The sequence below is a fragment of the Pseudomonas sp. SYWMCR5 genome (genome assembly GCF_057197165.1).
The window spans coordinates 557,120-572,442 of the sequence record NZ_JBXUNH010000002.1 but is presented as its reverse complement, the minus strand read 5'-3'; the positions used below and the strand labels follow the sequence as shown (position 1 = coordinate 572,442).

General features: G+C 63.2%; 13 protein-coding genes. 3 read left to right on the top strand and 10 right to left on the bottom strand.

Annotated features, from left to right (window positions below; genetic code table 11):
* The first annotated feature begins 47 nt into the window (after nt 1–47).
* A complete protein-coding gene (gene macA / locus AC2CGW_RS08510; RefSeq protein WP_484573864.1) occupies nt 48–1,205 on the top strand; it encodes a macrolide transporter subunit MacA in 1,158 nt (385 codons plus the stop codon).
* A 2-nt stretch (nt 1,206–1,207) separates the two neighbouring features.
* Nucleotides 1,208–3,214, top strand: coding sequence for a MacB family efflux pump subunit (locus AC2CGW_RS08505; protein ID WP_484573863.1), 2,007 nt, complete (start codon nt 1,208–1,210; stop codon nt 3,212–3,214).
* A 52-nt stretch (nt 3,215–3,266) separates the two neighbouring features.
* Here AC2CGW_RS08505 and AC2CGW_RS08500 read toward each other — a convergent pair whose 3' ends face one another.
* From AC2CGW_RS08500 to AC2CGW_RS08490, 3 genes are all read right to left on the bottom strand, one after another.
* Nucleotides 3,267–4,586: a hypothetical protein gene (locus AC2CGW_RS08500; protein ID WP_484573862.1), complete on the bottom strand. Its 1,320-nt coding sequence runs from the start codon at nt 4,584–4,586 to the stop codon at nt 3,267–3,269.
* A gap of 88 nt (nt 4,587–4,674) precedes the next feature.
* A complete protein-coding gene (locus tag AC2CGW_RS08495) occupies nt 4,675–6,006 on the bottom strand; it encodes a hypothetical protein (protein ID WP_484573861.1) in 1,332 nt (443 codons plus the stop codon).
* Nucleotides 6,007–6,138: 132 nt separating this feature from the next.
* A complete protein-coding gene (locus AC2CGW_RS08490; protein WP_484573860.1) occupies nt 6,139–6,795 on the bottom strand; it encodes a helix-turn-helix transcriptional regulator in 657 nt (218 codons plus the stop codon).
* 206 nt (nt 6,796–7,001) lie between these two features.
* On the opposite strand from AC2CGW_RS08490, the gene hisN reads away from it, so the two are divergent.
* Nucleotides 7,002–7,793, top strand: a complete 792-nt coding sequence (gene hisN / locus AC2CGW_RS08485) for a histidinol-phosphatase (RefSeq protein ID WP_186719302.1) — start codon at nt 7,002–7,004, stop codon at nt 7,791–7,793.
* Nucleotides 7,794–7,796: 3 nt separating this feature from the next.
* Here the strand turns inward: hisN and AC2CGW_RS08480 are convergent, their stop codons facing one another.
* From AC2CGW_RS08480 to AC2CGW_RS08450, 7 genes are all read right to left on the bottom strand, one after another.
* Nucleotides 7,797–8,072 carry a peptidylprolyl isomerase gene (locus AC2CGW_RS08480; protein ID WP_484573859.1) on the bottom strand — a complete coding sequence of 92 codons (276 nt, stop codon included), beginning with the start codon at nt 8,070–8,072 and terminating at the stop codon, nt 7,797–7,799.
* A 34-nt stretch (nt 8,073–8,106) separates the two neighbouring features.
* Nucleotides 8,107–10,065, bottom strand: coding sequence for an acetoacetate--CoA ligase (locus AC2CGW_RS08475; protein WP_484573858.1), 1,959 nt, complete (start codon nt 10,063–10,065; stop codon nt 8,107–8,109).
* A gap of 56 nt (nt 10,066–10,121) precedes the next feature.
* A complete protein-coding gene (hbdH, locus tag AC2CGW_RS08470) occupies nt 10,122–10,892 on the bottom strand; it encodes a 3-hydroxybutyrate dehydrogenase (RefSeq protein ID WP_484573857.1) in 771 nt (256 codons plus the stop codon).
* 66 nt (nt 10,893–10,958) lie between these two features.
* A complete protein-coding gene (locus tag AC2CGW_RS08465; RefSeq protein WP_186664874.1) occupies nt 10,959–11,975 on the bottom strand; it encodes an ABC transporter permease in 1,017 nt (338 codons plus the stop codon).
* Entirely contained in the window at nt 11,975–13,033 is a 1,059-nt protein-coding gene (locus tag AC2CGW_RS08460) for a microcin C ABC transporter permease YejB (protein WP_186664871.1), read from the bottom strand. The genes AC2CGW_RS08465 and AC2CGW_RS08460 overlap by 1 nt, the downstream gene beginning before the upstream one ends.
* On the bottom strand, nt 13,030–14,829 hold the full coding sequence (locus AC2CGW_RS08455; RefSeq protein ID WP_484574011.1) for an extracellular solute-binding protein: 1,800 nt from the start codon (nt 14,827–14,829) through the stop codon (nt 13,030–13,032). Before AC2CGW_RS08455 ends, AC2CGW_RS08460 begins: the two co-directional genes overlap by 4 nt.
* Nucleotides 14,830–14,992: 163 nt before the next feature.
* A complete protein-coding gene (locus tag AC2CGW_RS08450) occupies nt 14,993–15,274 on the bottom strand; it encodes a peptidylprolyl isomerase (protein WP_484573856.1) in 282 nt (93 codons plus the stop codon).
* Between the last annotated feature and the right edge of the window lie 49 nt (nt 15,275–15,323).

The following is a 15,323-nucleotide window of genomic DNA, read 5'->3' as shown; positions in this document are numbered from 1 at the left end:
AGGGGCGGTGCGGCACGCAGGCCTTTGGAACGGATGAACGAGCATTTATGGACAAGAGCAGATTTCGCAAGATAAGCCTGGGCTGCGCCCTGGCGCTGGTGGCCGGGATCACGCTGTACGCGGTACAGGCCCCGGCCACGCCGCCGCGCTACATCACTGTCACGGTCGAGCGTGGTGACATCGAGAACGCGGTGCTGGCCACTGGTGTGCTCGAGGGCATCCGCCAGGTGGATGTCGGGGCGCAGGTTTCCGGGCAGTTGCGCTCGCTGAAGGTCAAGCTGGGCGACAAGGTGACCAAGGGCCAGTGGCTCGCCGAGATCGATCCGCTGGTGCTGCGCAACACGCTGCGCCAGGCCCAGGTCGATGAAGAAAAGCTGCAGGCCGAGCGGCGCTCGACCCTGGCCCGGGTCAACCAGACCCGTCGGGTCTACGAGCGTTACAGCGCGTTGCAGGACGACGAGTCGATCTCGCGCCAGGACTTCGAGAACGCCGAGTCCGAATACCAGGTGCAGCAGGCCACCCTGCACTCGCTGGACGCGCAGATCAAAAGTGCCCAGGTGCAGATCGACACGGCCAAGGTCAACCTCGACTACACCCGCATCAGCGCGCCCATCGACGGCGATGTGGTGGGCATCGTCACCCAGGAAGGGCAAACCGTGATCGCTCAGCAACTGGCGCCGGTGATCCTCAAACTGGCCGACCTGGACACCATGACGGTCAAGGCTCAGGTCTCCGAAGCCGACGTGATCCATATCAGCCCCGGCCAGCAGGTGTACTTCACCATCCTCGGCGAAGACAAGCGCTACTACGCGACCTTGCGCGGCACGGAACCGGCGCCGCAGAACTACCTGGAGAGCACCGACAAGAGTGGCGCTGGCGCGCCGAAGCAGAACACCGCGGTGTTCTACAACGCCTTGTTCGAAGTGCCCAACCCTGACCACCGCCTGCGCATCTCCATGACCGCCCAGGTGCGCATCGTGCTGGCCACCGCCGAGGCGGTGCTCAGTGTGCCGGTGGCGGCGCTTGGGCCGCGCAGTGGTGACGGCAGCTTCCCGGTGCGGGTGGTCGACGCCAAGGGCTTTGCCCAGGTGCGCCAGGTGCAGGCCGGGATCAACAACAATGTCAGGGTCGAGATCAGGCAGGGGCTGGACGAGGGCGACCGGGTAGTGATCGGCGAGCCCATCGGCGACGCGGCGGGGGCATGAGCATGAACATGAACGTCGAGCTGGCCTCGCGGCGCACCACCGCCGTCGAAACCGGTCAGCCGCTGCTGCGCCTGGAGGGCGTGAGCCGCAGTTTCATGGCGGGAGATCGCGAGTTTCTTGCCCTGCGCCATATCGATCTGGAAATCAACGCGGGCGAGCTGGTGGCGATCATCGGCGCCTCGGGCTCGGGCAAGTCGACGCTGATGAATATCCTCGGCTGCCTGGATCATGCCAGCGCCGGTTCCTATCAGGTGGGTGGCCAGGAAACCCGCGACATGGACGATGAGGCGCTGGCAGCGCTGCGCCGTGACCATTTCGGCTTCATCTTCCAGCGTTATCACCTGCTGCCGCATCTGGACGCCCTGCGCAATGTCGAGATCCCGGCGGTGTATGCCGGTACGCCCCAGGCGCAGCGTCACGAGCGGGCCCAGGAACTGCTCAAGCGCCTGGGCCTGGCCGGGCACCTGACGCATCGCCCCAGCCAACTGTCGGGCGGTCAGCAGCAGCGGGTGAGTATCTGCCGGGCCTTGATGAACGGCGGCGAGGTGATCCTCGCGGACGAGCCTACCGGCGCCCTCGACACGGCCAGCGGCAAGGAAGTGATGGCCATCCTGCTGGAGCTGCACGCAGCCGGGCACACCGTGATCCTGGTGACCCACGACCCCAAGGTCGCAGCCCATGCCGAGCGCATCATCGAGGTCAGCGACGGGCAGATCGTCAGCGATCAGCGCAACTCGCCGCAGGCCACGCCCGATGCGGCCATCCCCGAGCCGCAACGCAAGGCCCGTTCGCCACGGCGCCTGGTGGCCAGCCTGGGCTTGTTCCGTGAAGCATTCAACATGGCCTGGATCGCATTGATCTCGCACCGCATGCGCACGTTGCTGACCATGCTCGGGATCGTCATCGGCATCACCTCGGTGGTGTCGATCTCGGCGATCGGCGAGGGCGCCAAAGGCTACGTGCTCAAGGATATTCAGGCGATCGGCAGCAACACCATCGACATCTATTCAGGCAGCAACTTCGGTGACAGTCGGGCCAAGGCCATCGAGACCCTGGTGCTGGCCGACGTCACTGCGCTCAACCAACTGTATTACGTCGACAGTGCAACGCCGGTGATCGGCCGCAGCATGCTGGTGCGCTACCGCAACCTGGACCTCGACGTACAGCTCAATGGCGTCAGCGAACGCTACTTCCAGGTGCGCAACATCAACCTGTCTGCCGGCATCGCCTTCAGCGAAAGCGATGCCCGGCGCCAAGCGCAAGTGGTGGTGATCGACCACAACACGCGCTTGCGGCTGTTCGGCGAGGGGGTCGATCCGCTCGGGCAGGTGATCCTGATCGGCAATCTGCCGTGCACGGTGATCGGCGTGACCACCGAGAACAAGAACCTGTTCGCCGCCAGCAACGCGCTGAACGTCTGGGTGCCTTACGAGACCGCAGCCGGGCGCCTGCTGGGGCAGCGTCACCTGGATAGCATCAGCGTGCGAATCAAGGACGGCATGCCCAGCAAGCGGGTAGAAGAGGAGGTCAACAGCTTGATGCTGCAGCGCCACGGCACCAAGGACTTTTTCACCAACAACCTCGACAGCATCATGCAGACGGTGCAGAAAACCAGCCGTTCGCTGACCCTGCTGCTGTCGTTGATCGCGGTGATTTCATTGGTGGTGGGGGGGATCGGGGTGATGAACATCATGCTGGTGTCGGTCACCGAACGTACCCGTGAGATCGGCATCCGTATGGCCGTCGGTGCCCGGCAGTCGGACATTCGCCAGCAGTTCCTGGTGGAGGCGGTGATGGTCTGCCTGTTCGGCGGGCTGGTGGGGATCGCGTTGTCTTATGGGATTGGCTACCTGTTCACACTGTTCGTCAAACAGTGGGAGATGGTGTTCTCGCCGGCCTCGATTGCCACCGCGTTCGCCTGTTCGACGTTGATCGGCATCGTGTTCGGGTTTGTGCCCGCACGAAACGCCGCACGGCTGGACCCGATCGAAGCCTTGGCGCGGGATTGAACTGACGTGTCGCTGACGCACGGCTTTGGTCAGCGACACGTTCAATGGGGCGTTAATCGAGGACTTTGAACATTATTGGTTCCTTGCTCGAAAACACGTTGCCTACCCCACGGATTTCATTGCCGTTCAAAAACATGTGCTTGAATGCCACCACACCCGAAAGTACGAACCTGCCGTCACCGTTAAACGTCAGGTCCGCGTTGCCCGCCCAACTAAATCGATAGATCATCGCCACGAGGGGGTCAGGGGATGTACCGAGCTGCATGTCACCGGTCAAGCCGACGAGGATGCGGTTCTTCGCATCGACGGCGATATGTGGTGAGGAAATATACACCGCGTTTTTTACCGCATCGTTCCTACTCGTGAATGTACTGTCACGTTCTCCTGACAAGAGGTAAGCGTCCAACTTCAGCAGCGGCTCAGATTGGTGGTCATTCTTTTTTGTGTGTGTTAATGGGTCCATAGAAGCGATCAGGATTCGCTCTTGATGTACGTGCATGCAGCTATTTTTATAAGCAAGACCCGGCATTTCAACGTAGCCGGAATCGTTGAATGTCTTGTCGAGCATTCCCGAGTCGGTGAACTTCGTCAGGTAAGCCTGTTGTTCTCTGTAGGCCAGCATGATAAATCCACCGCCCTCGAAGAAATGGACATCGACCGGCTCCCATGGCTTGCCTTCCAGGGGCTGCAGCGGGAGAACCGACAGCAGCTTCCCTGTGTCTTGAGCAAATTTGGAAATCCAACTTTTGAACGGTGGATCCTCAGACTCGTGGTAGCTACTGGATACTGACCACAGCGCGCCATTGATGAGTTGGGCTTCTCCACTGCTCACATCGTAGACGTGTTTTTCTGGTGTTTCGGTATGTCCGGCGGCGGGCGCTTCAGACTTGCGCGGCGCGCGGCGATCGGGGCTGTTCTTGGCCAGGTCTGCTGGTTTGATTGTCGCAATACCATTTTCGCCGAATCCTTCCTGCGGTTTCAGATTTGTCTCGAAACAACCAACGGCTGAAGTATGGACGATGGGATCGTGTTCCTCGGATGGCCAGCGTATATCCGGCACGTAACAGGCTATCCGGTCGAGTTGGTTGTATTTGAGTCGGAAGAAATAGTTGGTATTCTGTTGGTTTTCATCGGGCAGGATGACGTGTTCCAGATGGGTCCGTTTGCCGTCTTGATCGAAGCTGGCCAGGTAGTTCTCTTTCTTCTCGTGAGTCTGGATAACATGCACGCTCCCGCCATCTTGCAGGCCCGCAGAGTCGATGATTTCAAAACCGCGGTCCTCATCGAGTGGACGCAACTCCACGATGCCCCCAACTCCGAAATTCGGGTCCAGTTGCCCTGCTTTATCGCCGGTATTATCTGTCGTTTTCATGAGGCTTACTCTCGTTGGCTGGTAAGTGGTAGGAACTATTCACGGTACTGGCAAGAGTCTGCGGTACGCAGGGTGCTGCAGAAGCCGGTCAGTCGTGCAGCTTGAGCACCCTTTCCAAGAAGTACGGGCCGCTGGTAGGGAACAGCGTCAGGATGTGTATGCCGTGCCCACTGGCCAACACCTTGTTCGCCGTCCTGTAGTCAGGGCCACCGTCAAAGAGGCCCTCGTTGCCGAAGGCGCTGTCGAACTCTCCCGACCGTGTCAGGCGATACACATGCAAACGGCCGACGTTGATGGCGGTGAGCAGGGCGCCACCGAGCAAAATGCGACCCTGATCATCGATGTGAAGCTCGCCCAGGGCCAGGCCATGGCCGTCGCTGCCGAGCATCAGGGGGTGGCCGCTATTGAAGGTCGTGTCGTTCGTACCGGACTCGGTCAGTACGAACACTGTCGTGGGTTGTTGGAGCTGGAATTCCACGCCCCGGGACACAGCGATCCGACCGTTCCTTGCGAACATGCCGAGGCGCATGCTTCCTTCAAAGGCGAACAGTTCCCGCTGACCCTGGTCATCATTGAAGCGTTCATCGGCGATGGCGTGTCGGTCGTAACGCCTCACGATGACTCGCTTGGTGGCGTTCTCTGCTAGCACCAGGAAACTACCGTCGGCGAAGAAGTGCGCACGCAAGACCCGCAACGAAAAACCAGCCTTGTCGGTCAGTGGCAACATGCCGAGATCACGCGCCTCGCCGAGCTCAGGTGCCAGCTCGCCAGTCACGGGGTTGAAGACCGCCAACCAGCTTCCAGTGTGCTCGTCGTTCCCGTCGCCGAGGGTGTAGGGGAAGATGGCTCGCAACAAGCCGTTCGCTAATACCGGTGGGCGCTCCTCGGACGACAGAAGCGCTTTCGTCGAGCGCTTGATCCGATGCTTTTTGGGGTCACCTACGTCACCCTTCTGCCAACCTTCGCCCGGGTCTGGTAAAGCATGACCGTTATCGCCAAAAGACGTTACCGGTTGGAAGCTTTCATCAAAACGGCTGATACCGACGAAGTTCAGATAGCGTTCGAATTCGGCATCGAAATAGGTGGGCACGCCAACGGCGAAATAGGTCTGCTGGCCATTGATCGTGGCGCCGACAAGCCCTTTGAAGTCCAGTGCCTCATCGGGCAGATTCGCAGCGTCTACGACCACATGGCCGGTGCTTTCGTCCCAGTGGCCATCGGCGTTGAGCCGGGTGAGCAATCCTGGGCTGGAGTCTGCGGGGTTACGGCCGAATACCACCAGCCTCCCCTTGGCGTCGAGGGTTGATGGCCCGACCTGGAGAGAGGCCATGTCCGGGTTGTAGGGAGGCTCGGGCGGAACATTGGCCACTCCTTGCGTGCCGTAGGCGTGGTCAGGCGTGCCGGAAGACTGCACAGACATGCTGATGAGCTCCACCGTGTGAGGGTGGCTAGAAACTAACGCAGTCGATGTGGCACTCCAACTGGCAAAAATGATAGGTGGGGTACTGCGCCACATCGGCGGCGGGGATTGAATACCCCGGCTGCGGATGGCTTAGAGGGGTATCGATGGATGGGCGCCATACATCCAGCGCATCAACGAATGCCGCCCGCTGATCCCCAGCTTGATCGCCGCGCGACGCAGGTAGCTTTCCACCGTATTGACCTTCAACTGCAGGCGTTCGGCCTGCTGCGGTGCAGTGTGACCGGCCAGCAGGCCCAGGCAGACCTGCATTTCCCGTTCTGACAGTGCAAGGCCAGTCTGGCCCAGGCGCTCGCGGAAACGCGCCTGCAGGCTATCGCTCTGTCGTTCGCTGATGCTGGGCTGCAAGGCATCCAGGTGCTTTTGCAACATGGGCAGCAGCAGCGGCGAGATATCCTGCAGGCAGTCGCGCTCGCGCGGCGAGAAGCTGGCGCGATCAGCGCGCAGGACGTGCAATTCGTAGTGATAATCGGCAGTGCGGCGCACCAGATGCAGACGGGCCGGGTCCAGAAGCTCGTCGCAGGCGGGTTCGCCGGTGCTGAACACGGTTTCACTGAGCAGGGTGGTGCTGTCGTGCAAACCGGGTGAGGCCAGGCGTACCTGGCGGATATGCGTAGCATCGATGCTCAGGTGAGTCTGGATCAGGTCATGCAGCAGGCGCGGGAATTGGCGGCTGCCGGTGCTGGCTATGACTTTGCCGATCTGTGGAAAGAGCAGGTGAGAATTCATCGTATCGTCCATGAGTAGCGGTAATCCGAAAGTCGCGATATGGCTTTTGGCCATGATTTGGGCGCGACTGCTTGCTATCCTAGTACAACGATTCAGCTACCGCTTGATGAAATGGTCATAACCCCATGCCCGAAAGTGAGGTGCTTGTGCGCCTGCGCCGCTGGGCTGGGGTATCATGGCCGCCTTTTTCCTACGAGGCCCGCCCCATGTCCCTGAACGCTGAGCAGATCACAGAATTCCGTGCTTTTGCCGAGCAATTGGCCGATGCCGCTGCCTTGGCGATCCAGCCGTATTTTCGCGCGAGCCTGGAGGTCGAGGACAAAGGCGGGCGCCTGTACGATCCGGTGACCGTGGCTGACAAGGCCGCCGAAGACGCCATGCGTGCGCTGATCCAGGCGCGGTATCCGGCGCATGGCATCCTGGGCGAGGAGCAGGGCGTGGCACAGGGCAGCAGCCCGTTGACCTGGGTGCTGGACCCGATCGATGGCACCCGCGCCTTCATCACCGGCCTGCCGCTGTGGGGCACGCTGATTGCCCTGAACGATGGCGAGCAGCCGGTGGTGGGGGTGATGAACCAGCCCTTTACCGGCGAGCGTTTCGTCGGCACGCCCGAGGGCGCCTGGCGTAGCGGTACACCGCTGAAAACCCGCGCCTGTGGGGCGCTCGAGGCGGCCACGCTGATGTGCACCACGCCGGACATGTTCGACACTCCGGCGCGCAAGGCGGCATTCGAGCATGTGGCGGGGCGGGCGCGACTGATGCGTTATGGGGGCGACTGCTACGCCTATTGCATGCTGGCGTCGGGGTTTGTCGATGTGATCGTCGAGGCGAGCCTGCAACCCTACGACGTGCAGGCACTGATGCCGATCATCCAAGGGGCGGGCGGTGTGATCACGGCGTGGGATGGCAGCTCGGCGCAGAACGGTGGCTGCATCGTGGCCTGCGGCGATCCAGCGCTTCATACACAGGTCGTGGAGATGTTGCGCGCAGCGATGTAACGCTCAGTCGCGGTAGAACACCTGCACCAGGTGATAACCGAACTTGGTCTTGATCGGCCCATGCACCACGCGCAGGGCCTTCTTGAAGATCACCTGGTCGATGGCCCCGACCAGCTGGCCAGGACGCACCTCGCCCAGGTCGCCACCGCGCTTGCCCGATGGACAGGTCGAGAACTTCTTCGCCAGCACGTCGAACGCCTCGCCCTTGGCCAGGCGTAGCTTGAGTTGTTCGGCCTCATCGGCGGTCTTGACCAGGATATGGCGCGCTTGTGCTTTCATGGGACACCTGTGCTTCGGGCAAAAAAGGGCGCCATTATGCCTGATCGCGCAGCTCGGCGCGGTCACGGAAATACGCCAGCGCCTCGGGGTTGGCCAGGGCATCGGTGTTCTTCACCGCCAGCCCGTGCACCACGTTGCGCACCGCCAGCTCCACCAGCTTGCCGCTGACGGTGCGCGGGATGTCTGGCACCTGGGCAATCACCGCCGGCACATGGCGCGGTGTGGTGTATTGGCGGATCACCTGGCGGATGCGCTGACACAGGGCGTCGTCCAGTCGCAGGCCCTCACGCAGACGCACGAACAGCACCACACGCACATCGCCTTGCCAGTCCTGGCCGATGGCGATGCTCTCGAGCACCTCCTCGACTTTCTCCACCTGGCGATAGATCTCCGCCGTACCGATGCGCACGCCGCCGGGGTTGAGCACCGCGTCGGAGCGACCGTGGATCACCAGGCCGCCGCTGCTGGTTTCTTCGGCATAGTCACCCTGTGCCCAGACGCCGGGGAACAGGCTGAAGTAAGCCTCGTGATAACGGCTGCCGTCGGTATCGCCCCAGAAACCCAGCGGCATCGACGGAAAATGGCGGGTACAGACCAGCTCGCCTTTCTCGCCCACCACCGCCTGGCGTTGTTCGTTCCACACCTGCACGGCCATGCCCAGGCCCCGGCATTGTATTTCCCCGCGCCGTATTGGCAGGGTCGGGTTACCCAGCACGAAGCATGAGACGATGTCGGTACCGCCGGACATCGACACCAGGCGCACATCGCGCTTGATCTGACGGTAGACGTAGTCGTAGCTGTGCGGCGACAGCGGCGAACCGGTGGACAGCAACAGGCGCAGGCTGTCGAGGCGGTGGCTGCGTATCGGCACCAGGCCTTGCTGTTCCAGCGTGGCCAGGTACTTGGCGCTGGTGCCGAACACCTGGATGCCTTCGGCGTCGATCAGGTCGAGCAGGCGCTCGGGGCCGGGGTGCAGCGGTGAGCCGTCGTACAGCACCAGGGTGGCACCGACCGCCAGGCCGCTGGCCAACCAGTTCCACATCATCCAGCCACAGGTGGTGTAGTAGAACAGCACGTCGTCGGCCTTCAGGTCGTTGTGCAGGCCGTGTTCCTTCAAATGCTGCAGCAGTACGCCTCCTGCTCCGTGGACGATGCACTTGGGCACGCCGGTGGTGCCGCTGGAATAGAGGACGTACAGCGGGTGGTCGAAGGGCAGGGCAGCAAACTCAGGTTCGCCACCGGCCTGAAAGAAGTCCTGCCAGAGGCTGACCCTGGGTGCGACGAACTCATCGGTGCGCGTCTGCTCGCGGGTGTAGGGCACGACCAACAGGTGCTCCAGCGCTGGTAACCGGGCGCAGACCTGATTGATCTTCTCGACCTGGTCGATCACCTTGCCAGCATAGTGATAGCCGGCGCAGACGATCAGCAGTTTCGGCGCGATCTGGCCAAAGCGGTCGATGATGCCGTGCAGCCCGAACTCGGGGGACGAGGTGGACCAGATCGCCCCCAGGCTGGCGCTGGCGAGCATGGCCACCAGGGTTTGCCAGGTGTTGGGCATGACCGCGGCGATACGATCGCCTGGCTGGATGCCGGCGGCCTTGAACGCGCGTTGCAGGCCGGCGACCTCGGCGGCGAGCTGCCGGTGGGTGAGCACCTGACGTGTACCGTCCTCGCGCACGGCGATCAGCGCCGGGTGCGTGTCGCGTCGACGCAACAGGTGTTCGGCATAGTTGAGCGTGCCATCTGCGAACCAGCGCGCGTCCGGCATCTGCGGGCCTTCGCTGAGCACCTGCGACGGCAGATTGTGCCAGCGCACTTCGAAGCACTTGCAGAGCCTCTGCCAGAACGCTTCGCGCTGCTCGATGCTCCAGCGGTGCAGGTCTGCGTAGTTGGCGAGCTGCAGGCCAAGGTCCTGGTTCACCTGTCGGCGGAAGTGGTCCATTCGGCTGGCCTGGACCTGTGCGGGGCTGGGGCGCCACAGTACTTCGCTCATGCGAGCCTCCTCGGTCGGTGGGCAATCGACACGGCCTGCTAGTTGAACTCTAGCCCTTACTGCGCCAACCAGCCGCCGTCCACGTTCCACGCGGCGCCACGTACCTGGCTGCCGGCCTCGCTGCACAGAAACAGTGCCAGCTCGCCCAGGTGCTCGGGGGTGACGAAGGCCAGCGAGGGCTGCTTCTCGGCCAGCAGGTCATGCTGGGCCTGCCGAGGGTCGCCGCCTGCCGCTGCGCGGTCGTCGATCTGCTTCTGCACCAGTGGGGTCAGCACCCACCCGGGGCAGATGGCATTGCAGGTGACGTTGCTGGTCGCGGTTTCCAGCGCCACCACCTTGGTCAACCCGATCACCCCGTGCTTGGCCGCCACGTAGGCAGCCTTGCCGGTGGAGCCTACCAGGCCGTGCACCGAGGCAATGTTGATGATCCGCCCCCAGCCGCGTTCGCGCATCCCCGGCAGGGCCAGGCGAGTGCCGTGGAACACGGCCGAGAGGTTCAAGGCGATGATGTTGTCCCAGCTCTGTACGGGGAAGGCCTCCACCGGCGCGACGTGCTGGATGCCGGCGTTGTTGACGAGGATGTCGACGCCGCCGAACTCGCGCTCGGCCAGGGCGAACAGGGCCTCGATCTGCGTCACCTCGGACAGGTCTGCCGGATGGTGGGCGACCTTCACGCCGTGGCGGGCGATCTCGGCGAGCGCCGGTTGCGGATCGCCGAAGCCGTTGAGCAGGATGTTGGCACCTGCCTTGGCCAGTACCTGGGCGATGCCCAGACCGATGCCGCTGGTGGATCCGGTGATGAGTGCCGTCTTGCCGTCTAGAGTCATGTGCCGCTCCTTACAGGATGCCGATAGCGTTCAAACGATCAGTGTGTCTTTCAGTCGAGGGCCGAATCAGCGCCGCGGGTCGAACGCCTCCCGCAGCGCATCGCCGATGAATACCAGCAGCGACAGGATCACCGCCAGCGCGAAGAATGCGGTGAAGCCCAGCCAGGGGGCTTGCAGGTGCTGCTTGCCCTGGGTGACCAGCTCACCCAACGACGCGGTGCCGGCCGGCATGCCGAAGCCGAGGAAGTCCAGCGCTGTCAGGGTGGTGATGGCACCGGTCAGCATGAACGGAATGTAGGTCAGTGTGGCGTTCATGGCATTGGGCAGGATATGCCGCAGCATCACCTGGGTGTCCGGCAGGCCCAGTGCACGGGCGGCCTTGACGTACTCCAGGTTGCGCCCACGCAGGAATTCGGCGCGCACCACGTCGACCAGGGTGAGCCAGGAGAACAGCGCCATGATCCCCAGCAACCACCAGAAATTCGGCTCGACGAAGCCGGACAGGATGATCAGCAGATACAGCACCGGCAACCCCGACCATACCTCCAGCAGGCGCTGGCCGAGCAGATCGACCCAGCCACCGTGGTAGCCCTGCAGTGCGCCGGCGGCAACACCGATCAGCACACTGACCAGGGTCAGGGCGAAGGCGAACAGCAAGGAAATGCGTGTGCCATACAGCACCCGTGCGAGCACGTCGCGGCCCTGGTCGTCGGTGCCCAGCCAATTGCTGGCACTGGGCGGGCTTGGGGTGGGCACCTGCAGGTCGTAGTTGGGCGTGTCGGCACTGAAGGGGATGGGGGCGAACAGCATCCAGCCGCCCTGGCCTTCGATCAACTGGCGCACATAGGCGCTGCGGTAGTCGGGCTGGAACGGCAGTTCACCGCCGAACTGCTGCTCGGTGTAGCGCTTGAGCGCCGGGGTGTACAGCTCGCCCTTGTACGACAGCAGCAACGGCTTGTCGTTGGCCACCAGCTCTGCGCCCAGGCTCAGCAGCAGGATGGCAGCGAACAGCCATAGCGACACCCAGCCCAGGCGGTTATGGCGAAAACGCTGCAGGCGGCGCCGGGCGATGGGTGAGAGCATCAGTGCGCCCTCGTGTCGAAGTCGATGCGTGGGTCGAGCAAGGTGTACGACAGGTCGCCGATCAGGCGGATCAGCAAGCCTGCCAGGGTGAAGATGAACAGGGTGCCGAACACGACCGGGTAATCCCGCGAGACGGCCGCTTCATAGCTCATGCGCCCCAGGCCGTCGAGCGAGAAGATCACCTCGATCAGCAATGAACCGGCGAAGAATACCGTGATCAACGCCTGCGGCACCCCGGCCACCACCAGCAGCATGGCATTGCGCAACACATGGCCGTACAGCACCCGGCGCTGGCTCAAGCCCTTGGCCCGGGCGGTGACCACATACTGGCGCGAGATTTCATCGAGGAAGGCGTTCTTGGTCAGCAGGGTGAGGGTGGCAAAGCCGCCGATCACCAAGGCACCGACCGGTAGCACCAGGTGCCAGAAATAATCGGCGACCTTGCCCAGCAGGCTCAGCTGGTCGAAGTCCTCCGAGACCAGCCCGCGCACCGGGAACCAGTTCAAGGACGTGCCGCCGGCGAACAGTACGATCAGCAGCAGGGCGAAGAGGAACGAGGGCAGCGCGTAGCCAACCACGATCAGCGCGCTGCTCCAGGCATCGAAACGGCTACCGTGGCGCACAGCCTTGCGGATGCCCAACGGGATCGAGACCAGGTAGGTGATCAGCGTCGCCCAGAAGCCCAGCGACAGGGTAACGGGCAACTTGTCGAGAATCAGGTCGGTAACCTTGGCGCCACGGAAGAAGCTCTGGCCAAAATCGAGCCGGGCGTACTGGCCGAGCATCAGCCAAAGGCGCTCCGGGGCGCTCTTGTCGAAGCCGTACTGGCGCTTGATCTCCTCGATCAGCTTGGGGTCAAGCCCACGACTGGCGCGGGACTCGCCCTGCATCACTTCGACCCGGGCGCCTGGGGCGCCGCCGCCGATGCCTTGCAGGCGCGCCACCGCCTGCTCCACAGGGCCGCCGGGAGCCGCCTGGACGATGGCGAAGTTCACCAGCAGGATCGCCAGCAGGGTCGGAATGATCAGCAGCAGGCGCCGCAGGATATAGGCGGTCATGGTGCAACCTTGGAGCGTTCAGCCATCTGCTGATTGGTCAGCGCCGTTGGGCTGAGTTCCCACCAGGTATCCAGGCCTTCGTCGTAGGCGGCCTGCACCTTGGGCAGGCCGAAGCGGTTCCACCAGACGGTCGAGCTGCCGGGCGGGTAATAGTTTGGAATCCAGTAGTAGTTCCACTGCAGCACGCGGTCCAGGGCGTGGGCGTGGCGCAGCATGTCGGCCTGGGTCGAGGCGCGTACCAGGCCGTCGAGCAGGTGGTCCACCGCCGGGTCCTTGAGCACCATGAGGTTGTTCGAGCCAGGGTCGTTGGCGGCGGCTGAGCCGAAGTAGTTGTACTGCTCCGAGCCGGGTGACAGCGTGACCGGGTAACCGGTGACGACCATGTCGTAGTCGCGCGCCATCAGCCGGTTGATGTATTGGGCCGAGTCGACATTGCGGATGTTCAGCTCGATGCCGATTTGCGCCAGGTTGCGTTTCCAGGGCAAGAGCAAGCGCTCCAGGCCCGATTGCCCGTTGAGGAAAGTGAAGCTCAGCGGCGTGCCTTCGGCGTTTAGCAGGCGATCACCCTCAGGGCGCCAACCGGCGGCCTGGAGCAACTCCAACGCCTGCAGCTGCTGCTTGCGGATGATGCCCGAACCATCGGTCACTGGTGCCGTGAACACCTGGGTGAAGACTTCGTCGGGGATCTGGCCGCGTAGCGGCTCGAGCAGTTTCAGTTCCTCGGCGTCGGGCAGCTCGCGCGCCGCGAGCGGGGTGTTGGAGTACAGGCTTTGCTGGCGGATGTACAGGTTGCGCATCATCTGCCGGTTGCTCCACTCGAAGTCCCAGAGCATCGCCAGCGCCTGGCGCACACGGCGGTCGCGGAACACCGGCTTGTCGAGGTTGAACACGAAGCCCTGGGCGTTCTGTGGCTTGGCAGGGCCCAGGTGGGCGCGCTGCAGGCGGCCGTCGTCGAGCTGGGCGCCGTTGTAGCCCAGGGTGTAGGCGGTGGCGGAGAACTCGCGGTTGTAATCGTATCCGCCGCCCTTGAGTACCTGGCGGGCAACCTCGGTGTCGCCGAAGTACTCGACGCGCAAGCGCTGGAAGTTGAAGCGCCCGCGGTTGACCGGCAGGTCCTTGGCCCACCAGTCGGGGTCGCGCTCGAAGGTGATGCTGCGGCCGTTGTCGATCCGGCTGATGCGGTAGGGGCCACTGCCTACCGGTTTTTCGAACCCGGCGCCGTTGGCGAAGTCGCGTGTCTGCCAGTCGTGCTCCGGCAGTACCGGCAGGCTTGCCAGGTCCAGCGCGAGGGTGCGTCCGTGGGGTTGCTTGAAATCGAAGCGCACGCTGCGCGGGCCTTCCACGGTGACCCCGGCAACCTCGGCGAACTGCGTGCGGTATTTGAGGCTGCCCTTGCTCATCAGCAGCTCGAAAGTGAAGCGCACATCTTCGGCGCGCACCGGCTTGCCGTCGGCGAAGGTGGCACGCGGGTCGATCTCGAAACGCAGCCAGGCGTCGTCCGGGCCACGCTCCATCCGGTGGGCGATCAAGCCATAGACCGTGTACGGCTCATCGAACGAGCGTACCGCCAGCGGGGCATACAACCAGCCATCGACCTCGCTGACACCGGTGCCCTTGTCGATATACGGCAGGATATGGTCGAACTGGCCGATCTCGATGGCCGAGCGCCGCAAGCTGCCGCCCTTGGGGGCGTGCGGGTTGACGTAGTCGAAGTGCGTGAAGTTCGCGGGGTAGCGCGGGGCTTCGCCGTAGACGGTGAGGGCGTGGGAGGGGGCGGCCTGGAGGGTCAATGCCAGGCATGACAGCAAGCATCCCACCAACAGACGGCCCAGCCCCCTGCAAGAGCGAGCTTGCCCCGCGATGAGGCGCGGCGAGACATGGGGGGATACTGAACGGGCCCTGTCGCGGGACAAGCCCGCTCCTACAAGGGCACTGCAGGGGCGGGCGAACAAGACCGAATCAGTCCTGGCGGCTGGTCACTTCCAGCAGGTGGTAGCCGAACTGGGTCTTGACCGGGCCTTGCACAGTGTTGACTGGCGCGCTGAACACCACGGTGTCGAATTCCTTGACCATCTGGCCTGGACCGAAGGAACCCAGGTCACCGCCCTGGCGGCTGGACGGGCAGGTGGAGTTGGACTTGGCGATTTCGCCGAAGTCGGCACCGGCTTCAATCTGAGCCTTGAGTTCGTTGCACTTCTCTTCGCTGCTGACGAGGATGTGGCGGGCGGTGGCACGTGCCATGGGAACTGCTCCTTGATGTGAAACGGCAAGCCTAGCGCAATTGGCTGCG